This is a genomic window from uncultured Chitinophaga sp., from assembly GCF_937898475.1.
GTDB lineage: Bacteria > Bacteroidota > Bacteroidia > Chitinophagales > Chitinophagaceae > Chitinophaga.
On record NZ_CALEJS010000041.1, the window covers coordinates 45,957 to 67,593 of the forward strand.

Genomic DNA, 21,637 nt, shown 5'->3' on the forward strand with positions numbered 1-21,637 from the left:
TCATTATACGACAGGGCGCCTTCAAACTACCAAACTTTCAAACCTTCAAACGTTTAAACCCTAAAGTCTTTCGTCGATTCATAATACAGGTTTCCCGTTTTACGTTGTATCTTGTATTAAGTAGATAGTAACCTAAAAAACCGAAACTATTGCGCACGTTTACCCTGGTATTCCTATGCTTAGTGTACCTCTTACCGGTGCAGGCCCAACGTACCTGCGCCACGGAAGATGCCATCCGCAACAAGATCAAGGAATTTCCCTCCCTCCAGCTGCAGCGCGATGCCATAGAAAGACAATTGGTGTCTGGCGTTCGTCTCAGCAAGCAACAACAGCTTTTCCGTATTACAGCAGGCCCTACGGTGACCATCCCGGTGGTAGTGCATATCGTACTGCCCAACCCCTCCGTTGTAACAGATGAGCAGGTATATTCACAGCTGGCCGTACTGAATGAAGACTACACCGGTACTAACCCGGATACCAGCGCCGTACCGGCTGCCTGGAAAGCGCTCATCGGCAATTCCGGCATCAATTTCTGCCTGGCGCAGCGTACACCCGACGGAGATCCTTCCACCGGTATTGTACGCGTGAGCACCACGCATGGGGCCTTTGACGCCAGCTTCAATTCTGCCTACGAAGTAAAATATTCTGCTGCCGGCGGATCTGATGCCTGGGATGCCAGCCGCTATCTCAACATCTGGGTATGCAATCTTTCCAATGGCTACCTGGGCGTAGCTACGCCGCCGGATAATACTTTTCCTGATGCGGAGCAGGGCGTTGTGATACTGTACAGCGCCTTTGGCACCACCGGCAGCGCTGCCGGCGATTTTAACGGCGGACGAACAACCACCCATGAAATAGGCCATTATTTTGGGCTACGTCATATCTGGGGAGATGACGACGGCACCGGCGGCACGCCGCGCTGTACCAGCGACGACGGTATAGACGATACCCCCCTGCAGGGCGCGCGTACCTATCACTGTCCCACTTTCCCGCGACTGGATGCCTGCTCTCCGTCTGAACCAGGTATCATGTTCATGAATTACATGGATTATACAGACGATGCCTGTATGCATTTGTTTACGGGCGACCAGGCCATCCGCATGCGCTTTGTGCTGGATAACATCCGTTCCTCCCTGCTGAGCTCCGACGGCTGCCAGCCGGTGAACCTGCTGAATAACGACGCTGCTGTAGCCAGTATCAATACGCCCCTGGGCCAGATCTGCGATGGCGGTTTTACCCCTAATGTGGCGCTGAAAAATAAAGGCGCGTTGCCCCTGCAAAGCGCACAGATCCTGTACCAGGTAGATGGAGGCCCTGTACAGTCCTATAACTGGACCGGCAACCTGGTCAGCCTGCGGCAGACCAACGTAACCTTACCCACCGGTAATACAGGTCCGGGTACCCATATCATCACCGCCTACACCGCCCTGCCTAACGGAGTAACCGATGAGGCGCCGGAGAACGATACCGCCATGGCGGAATTCCGCTACTTTACACCGGCTACCCTGCCACTGACTCAGAGATTTGAAAACGATGTATTCCCGCCGGAAGGCGGCTGGGATATCTGGAACCCCGACAGGAGCTTTACCTGGGAGCTGACCCGCGACGCCGGCAGCAACAGCAGCCAGTCTATCGTGATGCGGAACCTGGGATATGCCACCAACGGCGCCATAGATGACCTCTACTCGCCCGTAATAGATGTACAGGGCTACGACTCCGTATTCCTGTTCTTTGACGTGGCAGCGGCCGTACAAACCAGTGTTACGGCTACCAACAATCCCTGGGACTCCCTGCAGGTACTGATCACCACCGATTGCGGACTGACATTTGACAGTGTGTACGGTAAATGGGGCGCCAGCCTGGTAACCCATACCATCCCTACCACAGAAGAATTCATTCCCACCGCCGCTGAATGGCGCCGGGACTCCATCAACCTTACCCGCTTCATCCCCTCAGGCAAGTTCAGGATCGTGTTCAGGAACATTTCCAACTACGAGAACAATATCTACCTGGATAATATCAACATCGTTGCCAGGGCAGATAATCCCTACCTGAAGGAACAGGGCTTTACGGTAACGCCTAATCCCACACAGGACAAGGTACATGTTACCTTCTACGGCCCGCAGGAGGACCTGGAGGGGGTTGCACTGTACAATACGCTGGGACAGCGCATCGCCTACAGGGCAGGCAACGGCCTTGACAGCAACAACCGTATCACCTTTGATTTGGTAAATGCCCCAAATGGTGTTTATTTTGTGAAATTAATTTACAGGAACAGGGCAAAGACCGTTAAAATAATCAAAGCACAATGAGACGAACCGACCATCCTGCCGTAGATACCTTGCTGCAACAACCCAGCCTGGATGCCGACTTAAAACGTATAGGAGAAAAAGTACTGGCGCAGCAGCGCCTGACGCCTGAAGAAGGACTGATCCTGTTTGAAAAGGGAGATGTGGGCTTCGTAGGTGCACTGGCCAACCAGGTAAGGGAAAGGCTGCACGGGCATAAAACCTACTTCAACCGCAATTTCCATATAGAACCTACCAATGTCTGCGTTTTCGCCTGTAAGTTCTGCGCTTACTCCCGCCTGTACAAAAACCGGGAAGAGGGCTGGGAACTGAGCATCGACCAGATGCTGGACATCGTAAAAAGCTATGACGGCCAGCCGGTTACAGAAGTGCACATTGTAGGCGGCGTGCATCCCAAGATGAACATGGAGTTCTTTATGGAGCTGATGCGCAAAATACGGGCACACCGTCCTGACCTGCATATCAAAGGCTTTACCGCAGTAGAACTGGATTACATGTTCCGCAAAGCCAAAGTTAGCGTCGCAGAAGGCATGCGCCTGATGCACGAAGCGGGCCTGCAGTCCATGCCAGGCGGTGGCGCAGAGATCTTTGCTCCTGAAATACGCGCCAAGATCTGCCACGATAAGGTAGATGCCGACGGCTGGCTGGAAATACATAAAACGGCCCACCAGCTGGGCATGGTTACCAACGCCACCATGCTTTATGGCCACATCGAAAATTACAGTCACCGTATAGACCATATGGAACGCCTGCGCCAGCTGCAGGACGAAACCCACGGTTTCAACACCTTCATCCCGCTGAAGTTCCGCAACAAAGACAACGAGATGTCAGACATACCTGAATCTTCCATCGTAGAAGACCTCCGTATGTATGCCATTGCCCGTTTGTATATGGACAATTTCCCGCACCTGAAAGCCTACTGGCCTATGCTGGGAAGAAGCACTGCGCAGCTGACCCTTGCCTTCGGCGTAAATGACCTGGACGGTACCATTGACGATACCACCAAGATCTACTCTATGGCCGGCGCCGAAGAACAACATCCCTCTCTCACCACCAGTGAACTGGCCATGCTGATCCGCCAGGCCGGAAGACGTCCGGTGGAGAGAGACACGGTCTACAACGAGATACGGGACTATACGGATGAACCGCAATTAAATTAATAATTGTATAATTAATAATTATAGCACACGTGTCTCACCTGACACAAATATCGCGGTAAGGCACGTGTGCTAAGAAGGATACTCCCACTCCCCTCTGTACTTTCTCTGTAACAGCTTATTGGCTGCTTCATCATTTTTGATCACTTCCTTCTCCCCGTCCCATTCTATACTACGGCCAAGTTTATACGAAATCATACCTAAGAGGCTCATGTTGGTAGAACGCTGACCAATGGCAATATCACAGACAGGCAGGCGGCCCTGCTGGATGGATTGCATGAAATCTTCCCAAAGCTCAGGGATGTTCTGATCATCCGGCTTATGGAGTTTGGGGGCTTCATGCAGGATGGCGCTGTTCTTGTTGGCCGGGTAAAAGGTCCAGCCGTCCAGCCAGCCCATATGGAAGGTGCCTTCGGTACCGTAGAAATAGCAGCCTACATTGGTCCTCTCCGCTTCATTGGCGGCATACAGGCGATGCTCCCAGGTGGCGGTAAAAGACTCGAACTCGAAGATCACATTCTGGGTATCGGGTGCGTCGGTATTGTCTTTCCTGATAAAACGATCTGCAGAGGAAAAGATCCTGCGGGGATATTTTTCTTCGGTCCACCAGAGTACCTGGTCCATCCAGTGAATACCCCAGTCGCCCAGCTGGCCATTGGCATAATCCAGGAACTGGCGGAAGCCCTTGGGATGAATAGACGGGTTGTAAGCCCTTAAAGGAGCTGGTCCGCACCACATGTCCCAGTTCAGTTCAGCAGGCGGAGCTTCATCCGGTACCAGTTTGCCGGCGCCGCCACCGTAGTGTACAAATGAGCGTACCATTCCTATTTTGCCCAGCTTACCGGAACGCAGGAATTCAATACCGGATCTATTATGCGGAGAAACCCGGCGGTGCGTGCCTACCTGCACGACCCTGTTATAGCGGCGGGCAGCTTTTACCATGGCCTTGCCTTCATTAATAGTATGGCAGATAGGCTTCTCAACATATACATGTGCACCCTGCTGCATGGCAGCAATGGCAATCAAGGGATGCCAGTGATCCGGCGTAGCCACGATCACGATCTCAGGCTTTTCCTTATGCAGCAGCTCACGGTAATCTGTATACGTTTTGGGACGGTCTGATGTGAGGCTGTTAATCTCTTTCTGTGCAGCAGCCAGCTGGCGCTGATCCACATCGCACAGGGCTACCAGCTTACAGCCGCCGTGCTGCAATGCGGCACGCAGGATATTGGTGCCCCACCAGCCGGAACCGATAAGCGCCAGTTTATAGGCGGCAGTGCGTTTTAAAGATGGAAGCAGGGGAAGCGCGGAATAGGTAAGCCCTGCCTGGGCTGTAGCCTTCAGGAAATCTCTGCGATGCATTGCTGTTTAATTAAAGATGAATAGTGAATACAGGTAGCCTTGATGCTATTATACCCGTGGAATTTCATGAACAATTATATAAGTTAAATCAAGTTAATCAATAATTACCAGGAAATCAATGGCAGGACCCAGCACTTATCCCGCTATTATTCACTATCATTCTTAATTATTAATTAACTTCAGGGTCATGAGACCTTTAAAAATGCTGATCACAAGTTCCAAATGGCTGTTCAACATCGCGTTTTGCGTGTATATAGCCGGCTGCGGCGACCGTTCCGGCAGCAATTCCTCTACCGCTACTACCACCACCGATACTGCCGCCGGCAGCACCGCTATAGTTACGGATGCGGGCCCGACATTCACCAAGGAAGGCGAGCTGTATTTCATCAGCAAGGCCAGCAATGATACTATCCGCAAGATAGACATTGAACTGGCCGAGACAGACGATGAAAGAGCCAAAGGCCTGATGGACCGCAGGTCCATGTCAGACGACCAGGGCATGCTGTTCATCTTCCCCACGGCAGAAGAACAGTCTTTCTGGATGAAGAACACCTATATTTCCCTGGATATCATCTATGTAGGCGAGAACAAGGAAATTGTTTCCGTCCGTAAATATGCTACTCCCCTTTCTGAAGAAAGCCTGCCTTCATTTAAGAAAGCCATGTATGTGGTCGAGGTGAATGCAGGGTTCTGCGACAAGTATCATGTGGCGTACGGCGATAAGATTGCGTTCACGAAATTATAGTTTGAGGTTTGAAGTTTGAGGTTCGTTGAAAATTGAAAGTTCATGATAAATATGCTTTTAAGGCATACAGGTGCTTAACTTAAAACCTCTAACAAACCTCAAACTTCAAACTTATTTCAACTCTTCCGCCGTAAACGACTTCTCCCGTCCTTTATACTGTTGCCGTACCTGCTGTACATCCTTCTCTGTCACCTTCCCGGCATGGTTGCTCCAGGCATTGCGGATATAGCTGACCACCTGGGCAATATCGCCATCAGAAAACTCATCGTTATTACCAATACCCGGCATGTCGCCGCTGATCTCAGGGGCTTTATATACTTTACCATTCACGGCTACCGGGCCGCTGAGACCATATAGTACGATAGCCAGCAGCTTGTTCTTATCACCATTCACCCATTGCGACTGGTTCAGCGGCGGGGCCAGCGACTGGATACCTTCGCCGTCTGCACCGTGGCAGGTTTGGCAAACTGTTTTGAAGATCTTTGCGCCGCGGGGATATTCTTTGACCAGTCCCTCCTTCAGCCGGGCATTGCGCTGGTTGGCAATGTCTTTCAGCACTTTCTTTAATCGGCGGGAAATGAAGAGCGTAGTGTCCGGGTTCCATTTGGTCACCTGATCCAGCAGCTCCTGTTCATGACCACTCATGTTGCCGATCAGCGCATCTGCCACAAACCGGTCGTTAGGATAGGCATGCAGCAACTGCGTTTGCAGCTGTGCCACGGCGGCAGGATGAAACGTCTTCAGGTAAGGCAGCAGCATGGCGACGGAAGGCGCCTGCAACACACTTTGCTGCAACGGGGTAATCAGCTCCAGTACCTTGCCTGCCTGCTGTGGTGTGATTACGGCAGGCATTGCAGCCAGGCCCTGTGTCCGCAGATAAGGATTGGTATTGCGTAATACGATTTCTATATCAGCCAGCTGCAGCTGCCCCAATCCTTCCAGTGTCCAGAGGGCATGTAGCAGGCCCCAGGAACTGCCTTCCTTCTTCAGTCTTTCACGCAGCTGCGGCGTTAATGTAGTGTAACGGTTGTCTACGATCAGCTGCTGTGCCCTGTCGCGTATCCAACCATTGGGATGATCCAGCAGGGGCAGCAGCGCAGCAGGATCATGAGGTAACGTTACCGCCGCTACGTTTTTGGCGTTGGCAGGTATTACCCGATAGATACGCCCGCAGTTGAGCGGATCAGTAAGGTTACGGTTTTTGATCTCATTGCGCAGGTAAGGCGTGAGGTATGTTTTATGCTGGATGATGCCGCGGTACATATCCAGTATGTACAGGGCGCCATCCGGACCGGTATACAGGTTCACAGGGCGGAAACGTTCATCGGTACTGGCCAGGAATTCTTTGCCTTTATAAGCCTGGCGGCCGTGCACAATGTAGCCGCTGTCTGTCAGTATATTGCGTTTGATCAGGTTGGCGGAGGGTTCTGCTACGAAGGCATTGCCTTCAAAACCTTCTCCCAGCAAGCCGCCCCTGTAAATAAGGGGCCCGCAGGCAGCGGTAAAGCTCACCAGGCGAAGGCTGTCATCCAGCACGCCTTTCATATACCCGCGGTTAACGCCCGGTGTGGCGCGGATGGGATATACGCGGTTATCGGGCACAATATCTTCATTGAAACCAGCTACATTGCGCTGCTGGGGATTTTTGGCGCCCAGTCCGGGACTGAAATAATCGCCCAGCAGGTTCTCAGAATTGTTGTTATAGAACAGGCGCCCGTAGTTGTCCTGGCTAATGCCCCACTGGCCGCGGAAATGAGTATGTTCTATCAGCCATTTATTGCCGGCCTTACGGTAACGCTTATCTGATTTGGCGTTGTAGATCCAGTTGTCCATTGCGCGGAACAGGCCATTGGGCTGGTGCTCTACGTTTCCGCCTTCCGTGTATTTATCGTCTACCAGGGTCTTTTTACCCGGCTGGTCGTTTTTGTTCTCTACAAACCAGAGCCGTGGCGGTTCTGCAATCAGCACGCCATTCTCTACCAGGCAGATAGCCCGCGGCAGCACGAGAGAGTCCAAAAACACCTTGCGGTTATCCACCGCGCCATCGTGGTCGGTATCTTCCAGGATGACGATCTTGCCGTTCTTCATGTCTTCCCCGGTACCGGAGGTATCGGGCATGTATCCCATCATCTCCACCACCCACATCCGGCCGCTGTCGTCAAACGTCATGGCTACGGGTACAAACACCTGCGGCTCTGCGGCAACCAGCTGAACCTGCATCCCATCTTCCGTCTGCATATGCTCCAGGGCCGTTTTGGCGTCTAATACGGGAGATGCTGCGTATTTCTCGCGCATGGCGAGCGAGTCTGTCTTTTCCTCATTTTTTTCAGTGGGTGTGTTGGGTTGACAGGATAATACCAATAGCATGCCTGCCAGTAAGATTCCGGACCAGTTTTTCATTCCTTTGCAGCGCTTTTTTAAATCGATAGCGCCTAAAATAACGCACGGCCTGGGAAAATTCAAATATAAAAAGGATGAGAGGCGAAAATTACTATCTATTAGCTATTGGCTGTTAGCTGAAAGCTATTCAAAGGCATAATCAGCAATGAACTGCTTTTTACTATAAGGTCAGACAAACACTTAACAGGAAGAAATGCGCCTCAGCGGACACTGCTGACAGCCAAAAGCCGGCAGCTAGCAGCTAAATTTCAGTTCAAACGCAGTGCCTTCTCCGGGTTCGCTCCTGAAGCTGATGGCGCCGCCCAGCAGTTCTGTGTAGTGTTTGACGATGTTAAGCCCCAGGCCGGTACCCTGGATGCCTGTTGCATTGCGGGCGCGGAAAAAGTCGCTGAATATCTTTTGCTGGCCTTCATAGGGAATGCCGATACCATAGTCCCTTATCGTGATGCTGACGCAGTTATCTGAGGCCACGCTGCGCAGGTCTATTGGCTGATGTTCGCCGGAGTATTTGCTGGCATTGGAAAGGAGGTTCAGCAATATGTGATGCAATATTTTCCGGTCCTGCACAATGTGGGTTTCACCGGCGTGCTCATATCTTACCTGCTGACCTCTTTTGAAGGTGCCGCTGATCTCTTCCACCAGGTTTTCCACAAAGGCCGGCAGGTTGAATTTTTCGCGGTATGTTTCGGCTTTACCCTGCTGCAGCTGATCATCCGCCAGGAAATCGTTCAGCATCCCCGTGAGGCGGTCTACTGCCGATTTAATACGGTTCAGGTGTTTGGCCTTCTTCCCATCACTGTCCGCTCCTGTCTGCTGTTCCAGCAAAAAAGCGCTGGAAAGGATGGCGCTGAGCGGCGTTTTCAGCTCGTGGGAGGCCATGGATACCATCCGCGTCTTTTTGGCATTTATTCTCTTTTCGCGTTCCAGGGAATCCAGCAATTCCTGTGTGCGTTCATTGACCCGCTGTTCCAGCTCATTATACACATACACGTTTTCCATATTCACGGCGGTAATGTCTGCAAGGGATTGTAAAAGGCTGATCTCCTCTTCCGTGGGAATATGTTTATACGCCCAGTAGTTACCGATGGCGGCAATAGGATCGATGCTTCTTACAGGCACCATCACCAGGCTTTTTACGAAGGTGGGGCGATAAGCATCCACCGGGATGCGGCTGTCCTGGTAAATATCTTCAATAACGGCCGGCTTACGGTTCAACATGGCCCAGCCGCTGATGCAGGTCTCCATGGGGAAGCGCTGGCCTTTCCAGAGCGGGGCGATGGCGTCTTCATCGGCGTAGTAGCACATACCGTTGTCGCGTAATACAAAGGTGGCGCCATCAGCGCCAGTGAGGCGGCGGGCGGCGCTGCGAACGATGCGCATCACGGCATCGAGGCTGCGGGCAAGAGACAACTCCTGTACGGCCGCTACCAGGTGTTTCATAGCCTGGTTATCGGCAACCATTGGTATTACTGACATAGTATCAAGTGTGCTTATCAGTAATTTACTAAATTTTAACACAAAAACCGCCCAGGGCAAGGAATTCCAGGGAGTATGCAGACAGCTTAAGCGCCCCCGGCGGGGCCGATCCTTTTGTAATAAAGGATGGTGGCCGTAAGGCCCCCATGTGGTTTGAGGGCATAATCGGGTATCTCTCCAGCCTTCAGGTAACCCAGCTTTTCATAGAAGCCGGCAGCGCCTTCATCGGCAGCAGTATCCAGGTTGATGAGGGTTTTACCGCGCTCCATTGCAATACGTTCTGCTTCCAGGGCCAGGGCGCGGGCAATGCCCTGGTTGCGGCGCCCCACGCGGGTCATCATTTTGGCGATCTCGGCCCGGTGGGGCTGATTAGGCGGACAGTCCAGCAGCAGGGTAACGGTGCCCAGCAGGCTGTCTCCTTCCATTGCGCCCAGCACCACCCGCTCTCCGCGGCCCGCTGCCGCGAGGGACTGCTCCCAGAAGGCGATGGCCTGTTCGGGCGCCAGGGGATGCATAAAGCTAACAGATCCGCCATTGGCAACGGTTTCTATCAACAGGTCCGCCAGGGCGGCAATAGTTTGCGGATGACTGTACAGTGGTTGGATGCTAAAGGTATACGCCATAGGAAGACTAATGTACTAAGTTAGGAGGAAACAGGAGAAAGCTGGTACTATATTAACACTCACATGGTTTCACAGCTGAAACACAAGGAAACGCCTTGTAGAACTACAGGTGAGCCGGACATGAGGTAAACTTGAGGTGGACTTAATGCGGGGATGCGGGTTAAAAATTGTATTACTAGGGCCATCCCCCCGAAGCCCTGCCGATACCCGGGCCGCTGACCACCAAAACAATCTGACAATATCCATCATCTTTTAAGCCTCCTGACAGGGGCGGCACCCCCTCCTATTGCAGCGCCTTCAAACTTCCAAACCTTCATACTTTCAAACTTTCAAATCTCAAACCCTCCAGCTTCAAGCTTTAATCACCCTCACCCCCTTTCCTTCCAGCGCTTTCTGCTGCGACCGCGAAATACCCTTATCCGTCAGCAGGTAATGAAATAAGCTCAGTGGCGCAAATTTGAAGTAGCTGTCCTTCCCTATTTTAGAAGAATCGCAAAGCAGGTATACGGTATCGGCGTTTTTACTCATTGCTGTACTGATGCCGGCTTCTTTTTCGCTGAAGGCAGTGAGCCCGCTCTTTACAGACAGCCCGTCCACCCCGATAAAGGCCTTTGCAGCATGATAGTTTTCAATATGGCGGATGGCCTGCAGGCCGTGCAGGGCTTTGCGCTCGGAGTCTGCCTCACCACCTGTTAAATTGATCGTGATGCCGGGGATATGCATAAGTGCCGAGAGCACCGGAAGAGAATTGGTAATAACCCGGATGCCGGGGATCTTCTGCAGATGGGGGCACATACAGAACACAGTGCTGCCGCAATCCAGGAAGATGGTATCGCCGGGCTGCACAAAAGATGCCGCCAGCTCTCCTATCTGCTGTTTCTGCTCACGGGCGGCCAGTGCTTTGTCTGTAAAGGCAGGAAAACGCGGACCATTATCCGCCTTCATGGCGCCGCCATGGGTCCTGATCAGCAGCCCTTCATCCGCCAGCTGCTGCAGATCTCTGCGGATGGTTACCGGCGAGATGTCCAGCACTTCCGATAACTGATGTACATCTATATTGCCTGCCCCTTCCAGGGCGTCGAGTATCTTTTTCTTTCTTTCCGGATATCCCATAAGATAATAAGTGCTATATTTGATCAAATTAATCAAAAACGATCAAAATTAATCATTTTATATGAACCCTGCTATTAAGATCACCAAGGAAGAGCTGCTGTCTGACAACTGGTACCTGCTGAAAAAGATCAGTTACAATTACCAGCGCCCGGGCGGCCCTATCAAATTACAGCAACGGGAAGTATATGACCGGGGCAACGGGGCGGTCATACTCTTATATAATCCTGAGGAGGAAACGGTGATCCTTACACGGCAGTTTCGTATGCCCACTTACGTGAATGGCAACAAAGGCGGTATGCTGATTGAAGCCTGTGCGGGTTTGCTGGACAATGACCGCCCGGAAGCGGCTATCAAACGCGAAGCGGAAGAAGAAACCGGTTATAAGGTAACGGATGTACGAAAAGTGTTTGAAGCGTATATGTCGCCCGGGTCAGTAACAGAGCTACTCTACTTTTTTATAGCGGAGTATTCCAAAGATATGCGGGTACATCGTGGCGGCGGACTGGAACATGAGCAGGAAGATATTGAAGTGCTGGAGATCCCTTTTGGAGATGCATTGGAAATGGTAGACAAGGGGCAGATCCGCGATGCCAAAACGATCATGCTGCTGCAATACATGGAGCTGCACGGCATCCTGTAAAAAAAGAAGCCCTTCCGCTTAAAAAGCCGGAAGGGCATAGGGCACATAGGGATATATAGCGGATAGCTATTGTACTATTTAAAAAGATGCAGCACGTCCTCCGCGTTCAGCAGTGAGAACACATCCTGTCGTCGCCGGCAGCATGCTACCTGGGATTATCCTGATGCACGGGAATACGTCCGCGGAAGTTGGGCAGTGCAAAATTCGTTTGCCCGTTAACGTAAAATGCGGCGCGCAGCCAAGAGAATAATGCCTGGTGCTGGTCGACAGGCAATTGCTGCCCATTACACATGGCATAACCCTTAGGTGGAAAATTAAAAGAGACCATACAGATCTCAGACAGTAATGGAGTGTTCAGCGTCATTAAAAGTACACTTGCTTAGGTTTAGGAAAAATAGTATTGTCCGCTCTATAGTAATATTGTCCGCCTATCTACAGTTGATATTGTCCGCTTGTCTAACAGTCTGACGTGCTCTATGAAAACCGGGCGTAAAAGTATATCATATTTTAGTTAAATGCAATATACTTTTCATGTCACAAAAAACATTCTCTATTATTTACCATTACCCGGGTTTTCTTTACATCCTTATACATATGATGCAACAACGCTGTGCTTTCCTGCATAACACGCTGCTTTCCACAAGTTTGTTACTGGCGCAAAAGCGGTTTCGTACGCTCGCTACCGTAAGTCTAGCGCACTGCAAGCATTCCGGGTAATAACCGTGAGCTGATGAGCAACAGGCGATCAGCAATTGCTGCCGGATGCAGGAAATTTCATTGATAATCACGGTGATGACTGTACGCATGTTGAAATGAGCCCATGCTGCGATGTGGTGATCTGTTTACCACATCTTCCTGACAACATCGGGATGGCTACCGGTTCTGCACATAGGCAAGCAATTAAAAAAAGTCCCCCAGGTTTAAACCCGGGGGACTTTCTTTATTACTTACTACCCATATTTTGCAAATTAATTCAGGCTCCGGAAATCCACCGGTACCAGCTTACTCACGCCGGGCTCCTGCATGGTTACTCCGTAAATCACATCCACTGCCGCCATGGTTTGTTTGTTGTGCGTAACAATGATGAACTGTGAATTATCAGAGAACTTGCGGATCATGTTGGTGAACTTGCCTACGTTGGCATCATCCAGCGGAGCGTCCACCTCATCCAGGATACAGAAGGGCGCCGGTTTAATGAGGTAGATAGCAAACAGCAAGGCAGTTGCTGTAAGTGTTTTCTCACCACCGGAGAGCTGTGTGATGGCAGCCGGGCGTTTACCTTTCGGCTTGGCAATGATCTCTATACCGGTTTCGGCCAGGTTCTCCGGATCGTTGAGGATCAGGTCGCACTGGTCTTCTTCGGTAAAGAGCGCCTTGAATACGCGGATAAAATTCTCTTTTACAGTATTGAAAGTATCCAGGAACTTCTGGTTGGCGGTAGATTCCACCTCCTGGATAGTGGCCATCAAAGACTCTTTGGCGGCTACCAGGTCATTCTTCTGTTCGAGGATGAATTCGTAACGTTTCTTCATTTCCTGGAAAGCCTCAATGGCCGTAGGGTTGATCTCACCCATGTTCTCCAGGCGTTTCTTCAGCTTCTCGGCAGAGAGTTGCAGCTCGTCTACCGGCAGCGTGGTGTTGCGGGCATCATCCAGGATCTCATCCAGGTTCACTTTAAACTCTACGCTGAGCCTTTCTTTCATAGAGGCCAGCTGCAGTTTCAGCTCATTCACTTTGTCCTTGATGGTGTTCAACGCCTGTTCCAGCTGCTCTTTGGCACGCTGACGGGCACGGAGGGCGCTTTCCTTTTCCTGCAGCTGGTTGCGGAAGTTATAGTACTCCTGGTCTTTTTCGTTCAGGGCCTTTTCTTCTTCTTCCTTCTGGCGGAACAGGTCTATCAGGCCATCTTCTGCAGCACCCAGTTTATCTTCTGCTGCCGCAATGTTGGCTACGGCATCTTCCAGCTGTGATTTGTTATTGGTGATCTGTACGTGCAGGTCGCTCAGTTGTTTGCGCTTGAAATCCAGCTCCTGCTTAAGGCCCTGCACTTTACTGTGCTGGCGGGTATGCTGCAGGTTTTGGTTATTGTACTGCACATTGGCCTGATTGAACTGTTGTTCGGCCTCCTGCGCTGCCCTGTCTGCCGCCACAATGCTGTCGTGCAGGGCATTTACTTTTTCGTTCAAAGCTTCCAGTTCGTCCCTTACGCCGGAAATACTTTCCTGGTTGGTTTCGAGGGACTGCTGCATCTCTGCCAGGCGTTTATCGCCGGATTCGATGAGGTGATGGAAGTTCTCAATGCGGTTCTGCAGGCCAAACAGCTGGTTATTGAGCTGGTTGATCCTTTCACGGGCGGCATTGATGTTATTTTCATTGAGCTGGCTGTTGTAGCCCAGCACTTCGTTGTGTTTCTGCTGTATCTGCTCCCGCAGGCCGGCTACCGTGGTTTCCAGCGCTTTGATCTCTGCTTCCAGCTTTTCCAGGTTTTTGGCGCGGCCCAGTTTCTTGCCTTCAAACAGGCCAACAGAACCACCGCTGAAGCTGTACTTGCCCCGGTGCATACGGCCGCTTTTCTCTACTACCAGTACATCTTTATCCGGGAACTGCTCAAAATCCAGCGAGGTCACATCTTCTGCTACGAACACTTTACCCAGCAGGTAATTGCCCAGGCCTTTGTAACGTTCGTCTATCTCTACTACTTCCAGGGCCGGTATAGTGCCCGGGGGCGAGAACAGCGCGCCGCCCTGGTGATGGAACTGGTCCAGTATAAAGAAATTGGCCTTCCCCTTCTTGTTGGTGTCCAGCAGGCGGATGGCCTGTACGGCTTCTTCCGCGTTGTTCACCACGTAGTAGTTCAGGTAGGGTTCCAGCAGGTTCTCTATACAGGTGCGATAGTCTTCCTTACAGAAAAAGATATCGCTGAGGATGGGCGCCTTGTTATTCCACTCGTTGTTCTTCTTCAGAAATTTGATACTTTCCGGGTAGCCTTCCAGGCTGTCAACGAGCGACTTTAAAAGATCGTATTCGTTCTTCTTGGCATCGAGTGTACGATTCTCGTCTACCAGTTTATCACGGAGGCCTTCAATGTCGGCCTGTGTTACAAGTATCTTGCCTTTGGTCTCCTCCTGGAAAGCCACCATATCATCCAGGGCAGCCTTGCGTTCACCCAGGGTATCCTGGAGGATCTCCTTCTCTTCTTCCAGCTGCTGGATCTGTAACTGGCGGTTGGCCTTTTCCTCCTGCAGTTGCTGGATACTGCGCTGCAGGTTTTGTACTGAGGTATCGGCTACGGCCACTTTCTTCTCTGCCTCAAACTGCTGACGTTGCCATTGCTGCTGATCGCGGCGCAGGGTTTCGAGCGATTGTTTCTTCTGGTGGAAATGTTCTTTCTTCTCTTCCACCATTTCGTGCAGGGTTTCCAGTTGGTCCTGCATGGAATCGAACACTTCCTGTTCTTCTTCCACCTGCTTTTCGGTAAAGGCGATGGAATCGGTCAGGCCCTGGAGCTGTCCTTCCGCATTGTTGAGGAAATCGCTCAGGTTCTTTTCCCTTTCGCGCAGGTAGGTCAGCTGCTGGGTGGCCAGGTTCTTATCGTTCTCTTTGGTGCGGATGGTGGCTACCAGTTCATTGAATGACTTCTGGAGCACGTGCAGTTCCCTTTCCTTGGCCACAAAGTGGAGTTTATCTTCTTCCACGGCTGCTTCGTCGGTAGCAATTTCCGCTTCCAGGGCAAATTTGCGGTCAGATTCGGTCTGCTGCTGATCAGACAGCTCTTTGAAGGTGATGTTGAAGCCTTCCAGGGCTGCTTTGGCCAGTTCTATACTTATTTCGCGGTATTCCTTCTTTACTTCGTAGAAACGTTCTGCCTTACGTGCCTGGCTTTCAAGGGTTTTGAGGTTGTTGTTGATCTCGAAGAGGAGGTCTTCTATACGGTTCAGATCACCCTCGGTAGCATCCAGCTTGGTCTTGGCTTCCTTTTTACGGGTTTTATAAATGGAGATGCCGGCGGCCTGTTCCAACATGCGGCGGCGGCTGTTCTCCTTGTCCTTGATAATATCGTCTACCATCCCCAGTTCAATAATGGCGTAGGAGTCTGTACTAACCCCCGTGTCCATGAACAGGTTATGGATATCCTTGAGGCGGCAGGCAACGTCATTCAGACGGTACTCACTGTCGCCATTCTTATAGAATTTACGTGTAATTGTAACCGTTGTGAATTCGGTGGGCAGCACATTCCGTGTATTCTCGAACGTGAGGCTAACTTCTGCCATACCGCTGGCTGAACGGCTTTTGGAGCCATTGAAAACCAGGCCTGCCTGGTTTTCAGAACGCAGGTTGCTGATCTTGTGCTCACCGATTACCCAGCGGATGGAGTCTATGATATTACTCTTTCCACAGCCGTTTGGTCCTATCACCCCTGTGATCCCCTCGTCAAAATTCAGGACGGTTTTGTCTGCAAAACTTTTGAAGCCCTTGATTTCTAGTGTTTTTAAACGCACGGTCGCTCCTGGTTTATTTTTTTTAAGCTGTCAAAGATAAATACGATTCGCTGAAAGCCTACTGCTTATTTATCCAAATCGATCAGTAAATTAAAGGCAGTAACCCGATAAACCCTATTTATTTATACACAGCTGTGAATAAATTACAAATAAAAGGCGGGTTATCTACTGAATTTCAGCAATTTATCACATTTTACTTTACTTTCTCTTGAGACAACCGGCATACACCTTTAGTTTTGTCTTAATATTTGGTGAAACAAGCTTATCTTTAGTTCACTATTTTTACTGCAGTATTAGTATATAATATCCGGTAAATAACCAATGAAAACCCGTAATGCAACAACCCATAATCGAAATCTAAACCATGGACCACGCCGTCCACTAACTAGCATCACCCACTACTATTATGAAAAATGGTCTTCTAACGCTGCTGACCGGTATCCTGTCCTGCCCCTTTTTTGCCTATGCACAAAGGTCTGTGAACACCGGTATTAGCGGTCAGGTGGCAGACAGCGCCAGCCGAAAGCCCCTAGCATACGCCACCATCACTTTATTAAAAACCACTGGTCTGCAACCAGTTATAAACACGCTTACCGACCACCAGGGCTATTTTCTGCTGAAAGGAATAGACCAGGGCGAATACCGGGTTAGCATCAGCAACGTTGGTTATGCTTCGAAAGTAACAGATCCGCTTTTCGCGGATTCCCTGCGGCTGCTTCAGCTGCCAACTATCTACCTGGCGCCGGCCGCCAGGCAACTGCAGACCGTGAACGTTAACGGTCAGAAACCGCTGCTGGAGGTAAAGGACGATAAGCTGATATACAATGTGGAGAATGACATCAGCAAAGATGTGCTGACGGCAGCAGAGATGCTGCGGAAGGTGCCGCTGGTAACGGTAGACCCTGACGGCAATATCCAGCTGAAAGGCAGCGATAATTTCAAAATACTGCTGAACGGCAAAAGCACCTCCATGATGTCCCGCAATCCAAAGGAAGCACTCCGTGCTTTCCCGGCCAGCCTTATCAAAAGCATAGAAGTGATCAGCCAGCCCTCTGCCAGGTACGATGCGGAAGGCGCGGCAGGCATCATCAATATAGTGACCCGCGAAAAATACACCGGCTATAACGGCAGCCTGTTTGCCAATTACAATACCCGGGGCTTTGCTGGAGGCGGCGCCTCTTTCAATGCCAAAGCCGGGAAACTTGGGATAGCCGCCTACCTGGGCAGCAATTATTTCCGGAACAAGGGCCGCCTGGATGGACAACGCCAAAGCTTTGTACCTCACAACCAGAACACGCTGCTGCAGAATGGCACCAGTGTTTTTGACGGCACCTACTACTTCGGCAACCTGGAACTGAGCTATGACCTGGATAGCAGCAGCAGCGTCAGCCTTTACAGCAACGTGGATCTGAGTCACAACAGTAATAACTCACTGCAGCAGAACCTGTTCCTCGACAGCCTGCTGAAACTGTCCCAAACAGGGCAGTACGATGCCTATACGAAGTACAGGAGCAATACCTACGATGTTGGACTGGATTACCAGAAAAAATTCCGACAGTCCGGCAGATCACTGGCTGTATCGGTGAACCGTAACAGCGGGAATAACGGGCAGCAGACAGACAACCGCCAGACAAATGAACCGGGCCAGGACCAGCAGATTTTTAATAATAACGACGAGCATCATACCGAAACCACTTTCCAGGCAGATTATACACAGCCGCTCCCCCGGAAGCAGTCGCTCGAAACAGGGGCCAAAGCCATCCTGCGCACCATAGAAAGCGACTACCAGCAGCAGGTGTCCCTGGAAGGCATCGGGATAAGAACGGTAAAAGACCGTACAGATGTTTTCCATTATAAACAGAATGTATTTGCCGTATATGCCAACTACCGCTTCAAGGTAAAACAGCGACTGAACGTATTACTGGGCGCCCGCCTGGAGCAGACGCATATAAATGCCAATTTTATTTCCAGCGACACGCTCTTAGATACTGATTATCTGAATTTTATGCCATCGGCCAGCGTTTCTCTTCCCCTGGGCCAGGCGCACGTAATAGGCCTGTCTTACAGCCGCCGGCTGCAACGGCCCTGGGTATGGAACCTGAACCCCTATGTGGTAGACATAGACCCGAATAACCTCTCTTTTGGCAATCCCGGGCTGAGACCAGAGCAAAACCAGTCATTCCAGCTGGGTTACAACGGCAGGTTCAAAAGTGCACGCCTGACCCTCAGTGTAGACCATGTGTTCACCAACAACGCCATTGAGCCCTTTACCGCCATAGACGATGTAACCAGTGTGACCGTTACCACTTATGCCAATATCGGCCGCCGCGCCGCCACCGGTTTTAACCTGAGCGGCAGCCTGCAGCCCGCCCCCCGCTGGGGAGTGCTGGTAAACGCCCGTGGTATGTACACCAACCTGGAGGGAGGCAACGGCACCAGCTTCCGCAACTATGGCTGGAGCAGCACTACCTACATCAGCACAGATTATGACCTGGGCAAGGGCTTTAAAACAGAGGCCACCCTCTCTGTCAACACCAGCAAACCCATCTTACAGGGGCGTAGTCCCGGTTATACCAACCATACCCTTACCCTGCGTAAAGAGCTGTTTCAGCGGCGGGCAGTACTGGCCGTACACCTGGATCAGCCTTTCCAGAAAGAGATCGCCTGGAGAAGTGAGCTGAAAGACCCGCTGTTTTACAGGGCCAGCACCTTTTACTACCCGGTAAGAGCCCTGAGGGTAAGCCTGAACTGGAAATTCGGCCAGCTGAAAGAATCAGTAAGCAGGAAGAAAGGCGTAAATAATAATGACATTAAACAGAATGACGGGACAAAACCATAGAAAGTCGGAGTCTTTAAGGGTTTAAACTTTTGTTTGGTACCTTTGCAGCTCCGAAACAATATTTAATGCGCCCCTGGCTTAAAGAAGTAAAGAGCTTTATCTTCAGTTACCATTTCTCTAATGGGCTTCGTACAACCATTAGTGTGGTAGTACCTTCGCTGATTTGCCTCAGCATCGATGAGCCGATCACCGGTATTACCATTTCAACCGGGGCCTTGTGCGCGGCGCTGGCAGACCAGCCAGGCACCGTTATTCACAAGCGTAACGGCGCTTTCATCACCCTGCTCCTGCTTTTTATTACTGCCCTGGGCACCGGCCTCTGTGCCCCCTATCCTTTCCTGATGGTGCCCTGGATCATGGGCTGCTGTTTTGTATACAGCATGCTGCTGGTATACGGTAACCGTGGCGGCAATATCGGGGTGGCCTGCCTGCTGGTGATGATCATCATCCTGGGCGAACCGCCACAAAACACTATGACCAGCCTGTATGAAACCGGGCTGATAGTGCTGGGCGGCCTATGGCATGGACTGCTGGCCTTACTCTTATGGCAGATCAGGCCCTACCTGAATGTACAGCAGGCATTGGGAGAATGTATCGTGGAAACCGCCCGCTATCTTGAGCTGCGTGCCGGCTTTTATGTAAAGGGCGCAGATATTGACGGGATCTATAAGTCAGTGCTCGAACAGCAGGTGCTGGTGAGCGAAAAACAGGAAGCCGTACGGGAACTGTTGCTGAAAAGACGTTCCGCCCAGCAGGGCACCAGCAGCATCAGCAAGTCGATGGTGCTCATCTTCCTGGACATGGTAGACCTGCAGGAACATATTATGGCCTCGCAGATCGACTATAAGGCATTGCAGCAAAGCTTTAAGGATGGCGACATACTGGAAGAGGTGCGCAAACTGGTGCTGGAATTTGTACAGGAGCTGTCTGATATAGGCGTAGCCGTAATGGCCGGGCGGCGATCTATGCCCAAGGCCAATCTGCGCCATGATATCGAAAAAGTGCAGCGGGCCGTGGCTGAGATCCGCAAAACCCTGCCCACCCTGCGCGAAAGAACCACCCGCCTCTTCCCGCTGAACACCATACTGGCCAACCTGGGCGACATGGCCGAACGCATCTACAACCTCCACCGCCTTACCCGTCTTGAAAGGGTAAAAGATACCGCCCTGGATCAGCGCCTGGAACTATCCCGCTTTACCACCAGCCAGCGCTATGACCTGGAAACTTTCCGTAACAACCTCACTTTCAAGTCACACATCTTTCGCCATGCAGTAAGGGTGAGCCTGGCTACCGTTGCCGGGTACCTGCTGGGTATGGCCCTGCACCTGGACCGGATATACTGGATATTGCTTACCATCGTCGTGATCCTCAAGCCCGGTTTCGGGCTCACCAAATCACGCAGCTACCAGCGCCTGGTGGGTACCGTGATAGGGGCATTTTTTGCATTGGCCGTATTGCTGCTGATTAAAAGTCCCCCCGCTATCTTTACCATTATGCTGTTCTGTATACTGGGCGCCTATACTTTTATGACCTACCAGTATACCGTGAGCGTGATCTTTACCACCCCCTTCGTGATCTTCCTGCTGCATTTCCTGCATCCGGCAGACCTGCAGTATGCTACGGCGCGGGTGCTGGATACTTTTATAGGCGGCGGACTTGCCTTCATTGCCAATCTTACCCTGTGGCCCAGCTGGGAACATAAGTACCTGTCCAGTTACATGCAAAAAATGGTGCAATCCAACAAAGCCTATTTTCAGCAGGTGATGTTGTTGTACACCGGTCAGCAGATGGCGATCGTTGACTACAAACTGGCCAGGAAAGAAAGCTATGTAAATACCGCCAACCTGACGGCCGCCTTCCAGCGGATGCTGAGTGAGCCCAAAAGCAAGCAGAAAAACACTTCGCGGATGTATCATTTCGTGGTGCTGAACCATACCCTCAGCTCCCGTATAGCAGCGCTGGCGGCTTACGGACTGGGGCATGGCGTGCGGTTTCCCCGCCCCGAGTACCAGCTGATCAGCCGGCATTTGCTGCAATACCTGGATCAGATCATCGCGCTGACCGCTGAACCGGACATTGTACTACCTGAATTACCGGCATCGATAGAGGCCTTTGAAACCCTGGACATCCGTTTGGAAAGTTTGATACAGCAAAGACAGTCAGAGATCAATGAAGGAAAAGGCGAAACTGCTTTAAGGGATGAAATGCTGGAGACGAAGCAGGTGAGAGATGCCCTGCACGCGGTGCTGGGTGTGTTGAGGGATATGAAGAAGGCGCTGACAGGAGGATGAAGACAGAGGGGCATTATTGGGTTATTGGGTTTGTGTATTCTCTTTCATGCTATCCCCTTAAAAGGTCATTGCGAGGCCTGGAGGGAGCTGGATAGGTGGACCGAAGCAATCATTTAAATAGTAATGAGCCTCCAATCGCGTAATTGCGAGGCCCGAAGGGCCCTGGCGGGTAGCCGGGCCGAA

13 protein-coding genes are annotated in these 21,637 nt (G+C 51.3%); 6 read left to right on the forward strand and 7 right to left on the reverse strand.

Annotated elements, in window-relative coordinates:
- The first annotated feature begins 149 nt into the window (after positions 1-149).
- Both Q0577_RS24655 and mqnE read left to right on the forward strand, forming a co-directional pair.
- A complete protein-coding gene (locus Q0577_RS24655) occupies positions 150-2,312 on the forward strand; it encodes a M43 family zinc metalloprotease (RefSeq protein WP_298741093.1) in 2,163 nt (720 codons plus the stop codon).
- Positions 2,309-3,469, forward strand: coding sequence for an aminofutalosine synthase MqnE (gene mqnE / locus Q0577_RS24660; RefSeq protein WP_298741095.1), 1,161 nt, complete (start codon positions 2,309-2,311; stop codon positions 3,467-3,469). The genes Q0577_RS24655 and mqnE overlap by 4 nt, the downstream gene beginning before the upstream one ends.
- Positions 3,470-3,538: 69 nt before the next feature.
- Here the strand turns inward: mqnE and Q0577_RS24665 are convergent, their stop codons facing one another.
- The gene (locus Q0577_RS24665; protein WP_298741097.1) at positions 3,539-4,828 is read right to left on the reverse strand and encodes a Gfo/Idh/MocA family oxidoreductase; all 1,290 of its coding nucleotides are present in this window, start codon (positions 4,826-4,828) and stop codon (positions 3,539-3,541) included.
- A gap of 187 nt (positions 4,829-5,015) precedes the next feature.
- On the opposite strand from Q0577_RS24665, the gene Q0577_RS24670 reads away from it, so the two are divergent.
- Positions 5,016-5,573, forward strand: coding sequence for a DUF192 domain-containing protein (locus Q0577_RS24670; RefSeq protein WP_298741099.1), 558 nt, complete (start codon positions 5,016-5,018; stop codon positions 5,571-5,573).
- Positions 5,574-5,684: 111 nt separating this feature from the next.
- Here Q0577_RS24670 and Q0577_RS24675 read toward each other — a convergent pair whose 3' ends face one another.
- The 4 genes from Q0577_RS24675 to Q0577_RS24690 form a co-directional block, all read right to left on the reverse strand.
- A complete protein-coding gene (locus Q0577_RS24675) occupies positions 5,685-7,973 on the reverse strand; it encodes a c-type cytochrome (protein WP_298741102.1) in 2,289 nt (762 codons plus the stop codon).
- 234 nt (positions 7,974-8,207) lie between these two features.
- A complete protein-coding gene (locus Q0577_RS24680) occupies positions 8,208-9,449 on the reverse strand; it encodes a GAF domain-containing sensor histidine kinase (protein ID WP_298741104.1) in 1,242 nt (413 codons plus the stop codon).
- A gap of 86 nt (positions 9,450-9,535) precedes the next feature.
- On the reverse strand, positions 9,536-10,072 hold the full coding sequence (locus Q0577_RS24685) for a GNAT family N-acetyltransferase (protein ID WP_298741105.1): 537 nt from the start codon (positions 10,070-10,072) through the stop codon (positions 9,536-9,538).
- Positions 10,073-10,423: 351 nt separating this feature from the next.
- A complete protein-coding gene (locus Q0577_RS24690; RefSeq protein ID WP_298741106.1) occupies positions 10,424-11,185 on the reverse strand; it encodes a DeoR/GlpR family DNA-binding transcription regulator in 762 nt (253 codons plus the stop codon).
- Between the two features lie 61 nt (positions 11,186-11,246).
- On the opposite strand from Q0577_RS24690, the gene nudK reads away from it, so the two are divergent.
- Positions 11,247-11,825, forward strand: a complete 579-nt coding sequence (gene nudK, locus Q0577_RS24695) for a GDP-mannose pyrophosphatase NudK (RefSeq protein WP_298741107.1) — start codon at positions 11,247-11,249, stop codon at positions 11,823-11,825.
- A 145-nt stretch (positions 11,826-11,970) separates the two neighbouring features.
- Here nudK and Q0577_RS27270 read toward each other — a convergent pair whose 3' ends face one another.
- A complete protein-coding gene (locus tag Q0577_RS27270) occupies positions 11,971-12,189 on the reverse strand; it encodes a tail fiber protein (RefSeq protein ID WP_366885048.1) in 219 nt (72 codons plus the stop codon).
- 604 nt (positions 12,190-12,793) lie between these two features.
- Complete coding sequence (smc, locus tag Q0577_RS24700) at positions 12,794-16,324, reverse strand: chromosome segregation protein SMC (protein ID WP_298741108.1); 3,531 nt, start codon at positions 16,322-16,324, stop codon at positions 12,794-12,796.
- 406 nt (positions 16,325-16,730) lie between these two features.
- On the opposite strand from smc, the gene Q0577_RS24705 reads away from it, so the two are divergent.
- A complete protein-coding gene (locus tag Q0577_RS24705) occupies positions 16,731-19,163 on the forward strand; it encodes an outer membrane beta-barrel family protein (protein ID WP_298741109.1) in 2,433 nt (810 codons plus the stop codon).
- 65 nt (positions 19,164-19,228) lie between these two features.
- On the forward strand, positions 19,229-21,454 hold the full coding sequence (locus Q0577_RS24710) for an FUSC family membrane protein (RefSeq protein ID WP_298741110.1): 2,226 nt from the start codon (positions 19,229-19,231) through the stop codon (positions 21,452-21,454).
- The last annotated feature ends 183 nt before the right edge of the window (positions 21,455-21,637 follow it).

Excerpts from the sequence above, each read along its gene's own strand:
- mqnE (WP_298741095.1), top strand. The coding sequence starts at position 2,309 with ATGAGACGAACCGACCATCCTGCCGTAGATACCTTGCTGCAACAACCC.
- Q0577_RS24665 (WP_298741097.1), bottom strand. The coding sequence starts at position 4,828 with ATGCATCGCAGAGATTTCCTGAAGGCTACAGCCCAGGCAGGGCTTACC.
- Q0577_RS24670 (WP_298741099.1), top strand. The coding sequence starts at position 5,016 with ATGAGACCTTTAAAAATGCTGATCACAAGTTCCAAATGGCTGTTCAAC.
- Q0577_RS24675 (WP_298741102.1), bottom strand. The coding sequence starts at position 7,973 with ATGAAAAACTGGTCCGGAATCTTACTGGCAGGCATGCTATTGGTATTA.
- Q0577_RS24680 (WP_298741104.1), bottom strand. The coding sequence starts at position 9,449 with ATGTCAGTAATACCAATGGTTGCCGATAACCAGGCTATGAAACACCTG.
- Q0577_RS24685 (WP_298741105.1), bottom strand. The coding sequence starts at position 10,072 with ATGGCGTATACCTTTAGCATCCAACCACTGTACAGTCATCCGCAAACT.
- Q0577_RS24690 (WP_298741106.1), bottom strand. The coding sequence starts at position 11,185 with ATGGGATATCCGGAAAGAAAGAAAAAGATACTCGACGCCCTGGAAGGG.
- nudK (WP_298741107.1), top strand. The coding sequence starts at position 11,247 with ATGAACCCTGCTATTAAGATCACCAAGGAAGAGCTGCTGTCTGACAAC.
- Q0577_RS27270 (WP_366885048.1), bottom strand. The coding sequence starts at position 12,189 with ATGACGCTGAACACTCCATTACTGTCTGAGATCTGTATGGTCTCTTTT.
- Q0577_RS24705 (WP_298741109.1), top strand. The coding sequence starts at position 16,731 with ATGAAAAATGGTCTTCTAACGCTGCTGACCGGTATCCTGTCCTGCCCC.
- Q0577_RS24710 (WP_298741110.1), top strand. The coding sequence starts at position 19,229 with ATGCGCCCCTGGCTTAAAGAAGTAAAGAGCTTTATCTTCAGTTACCAT.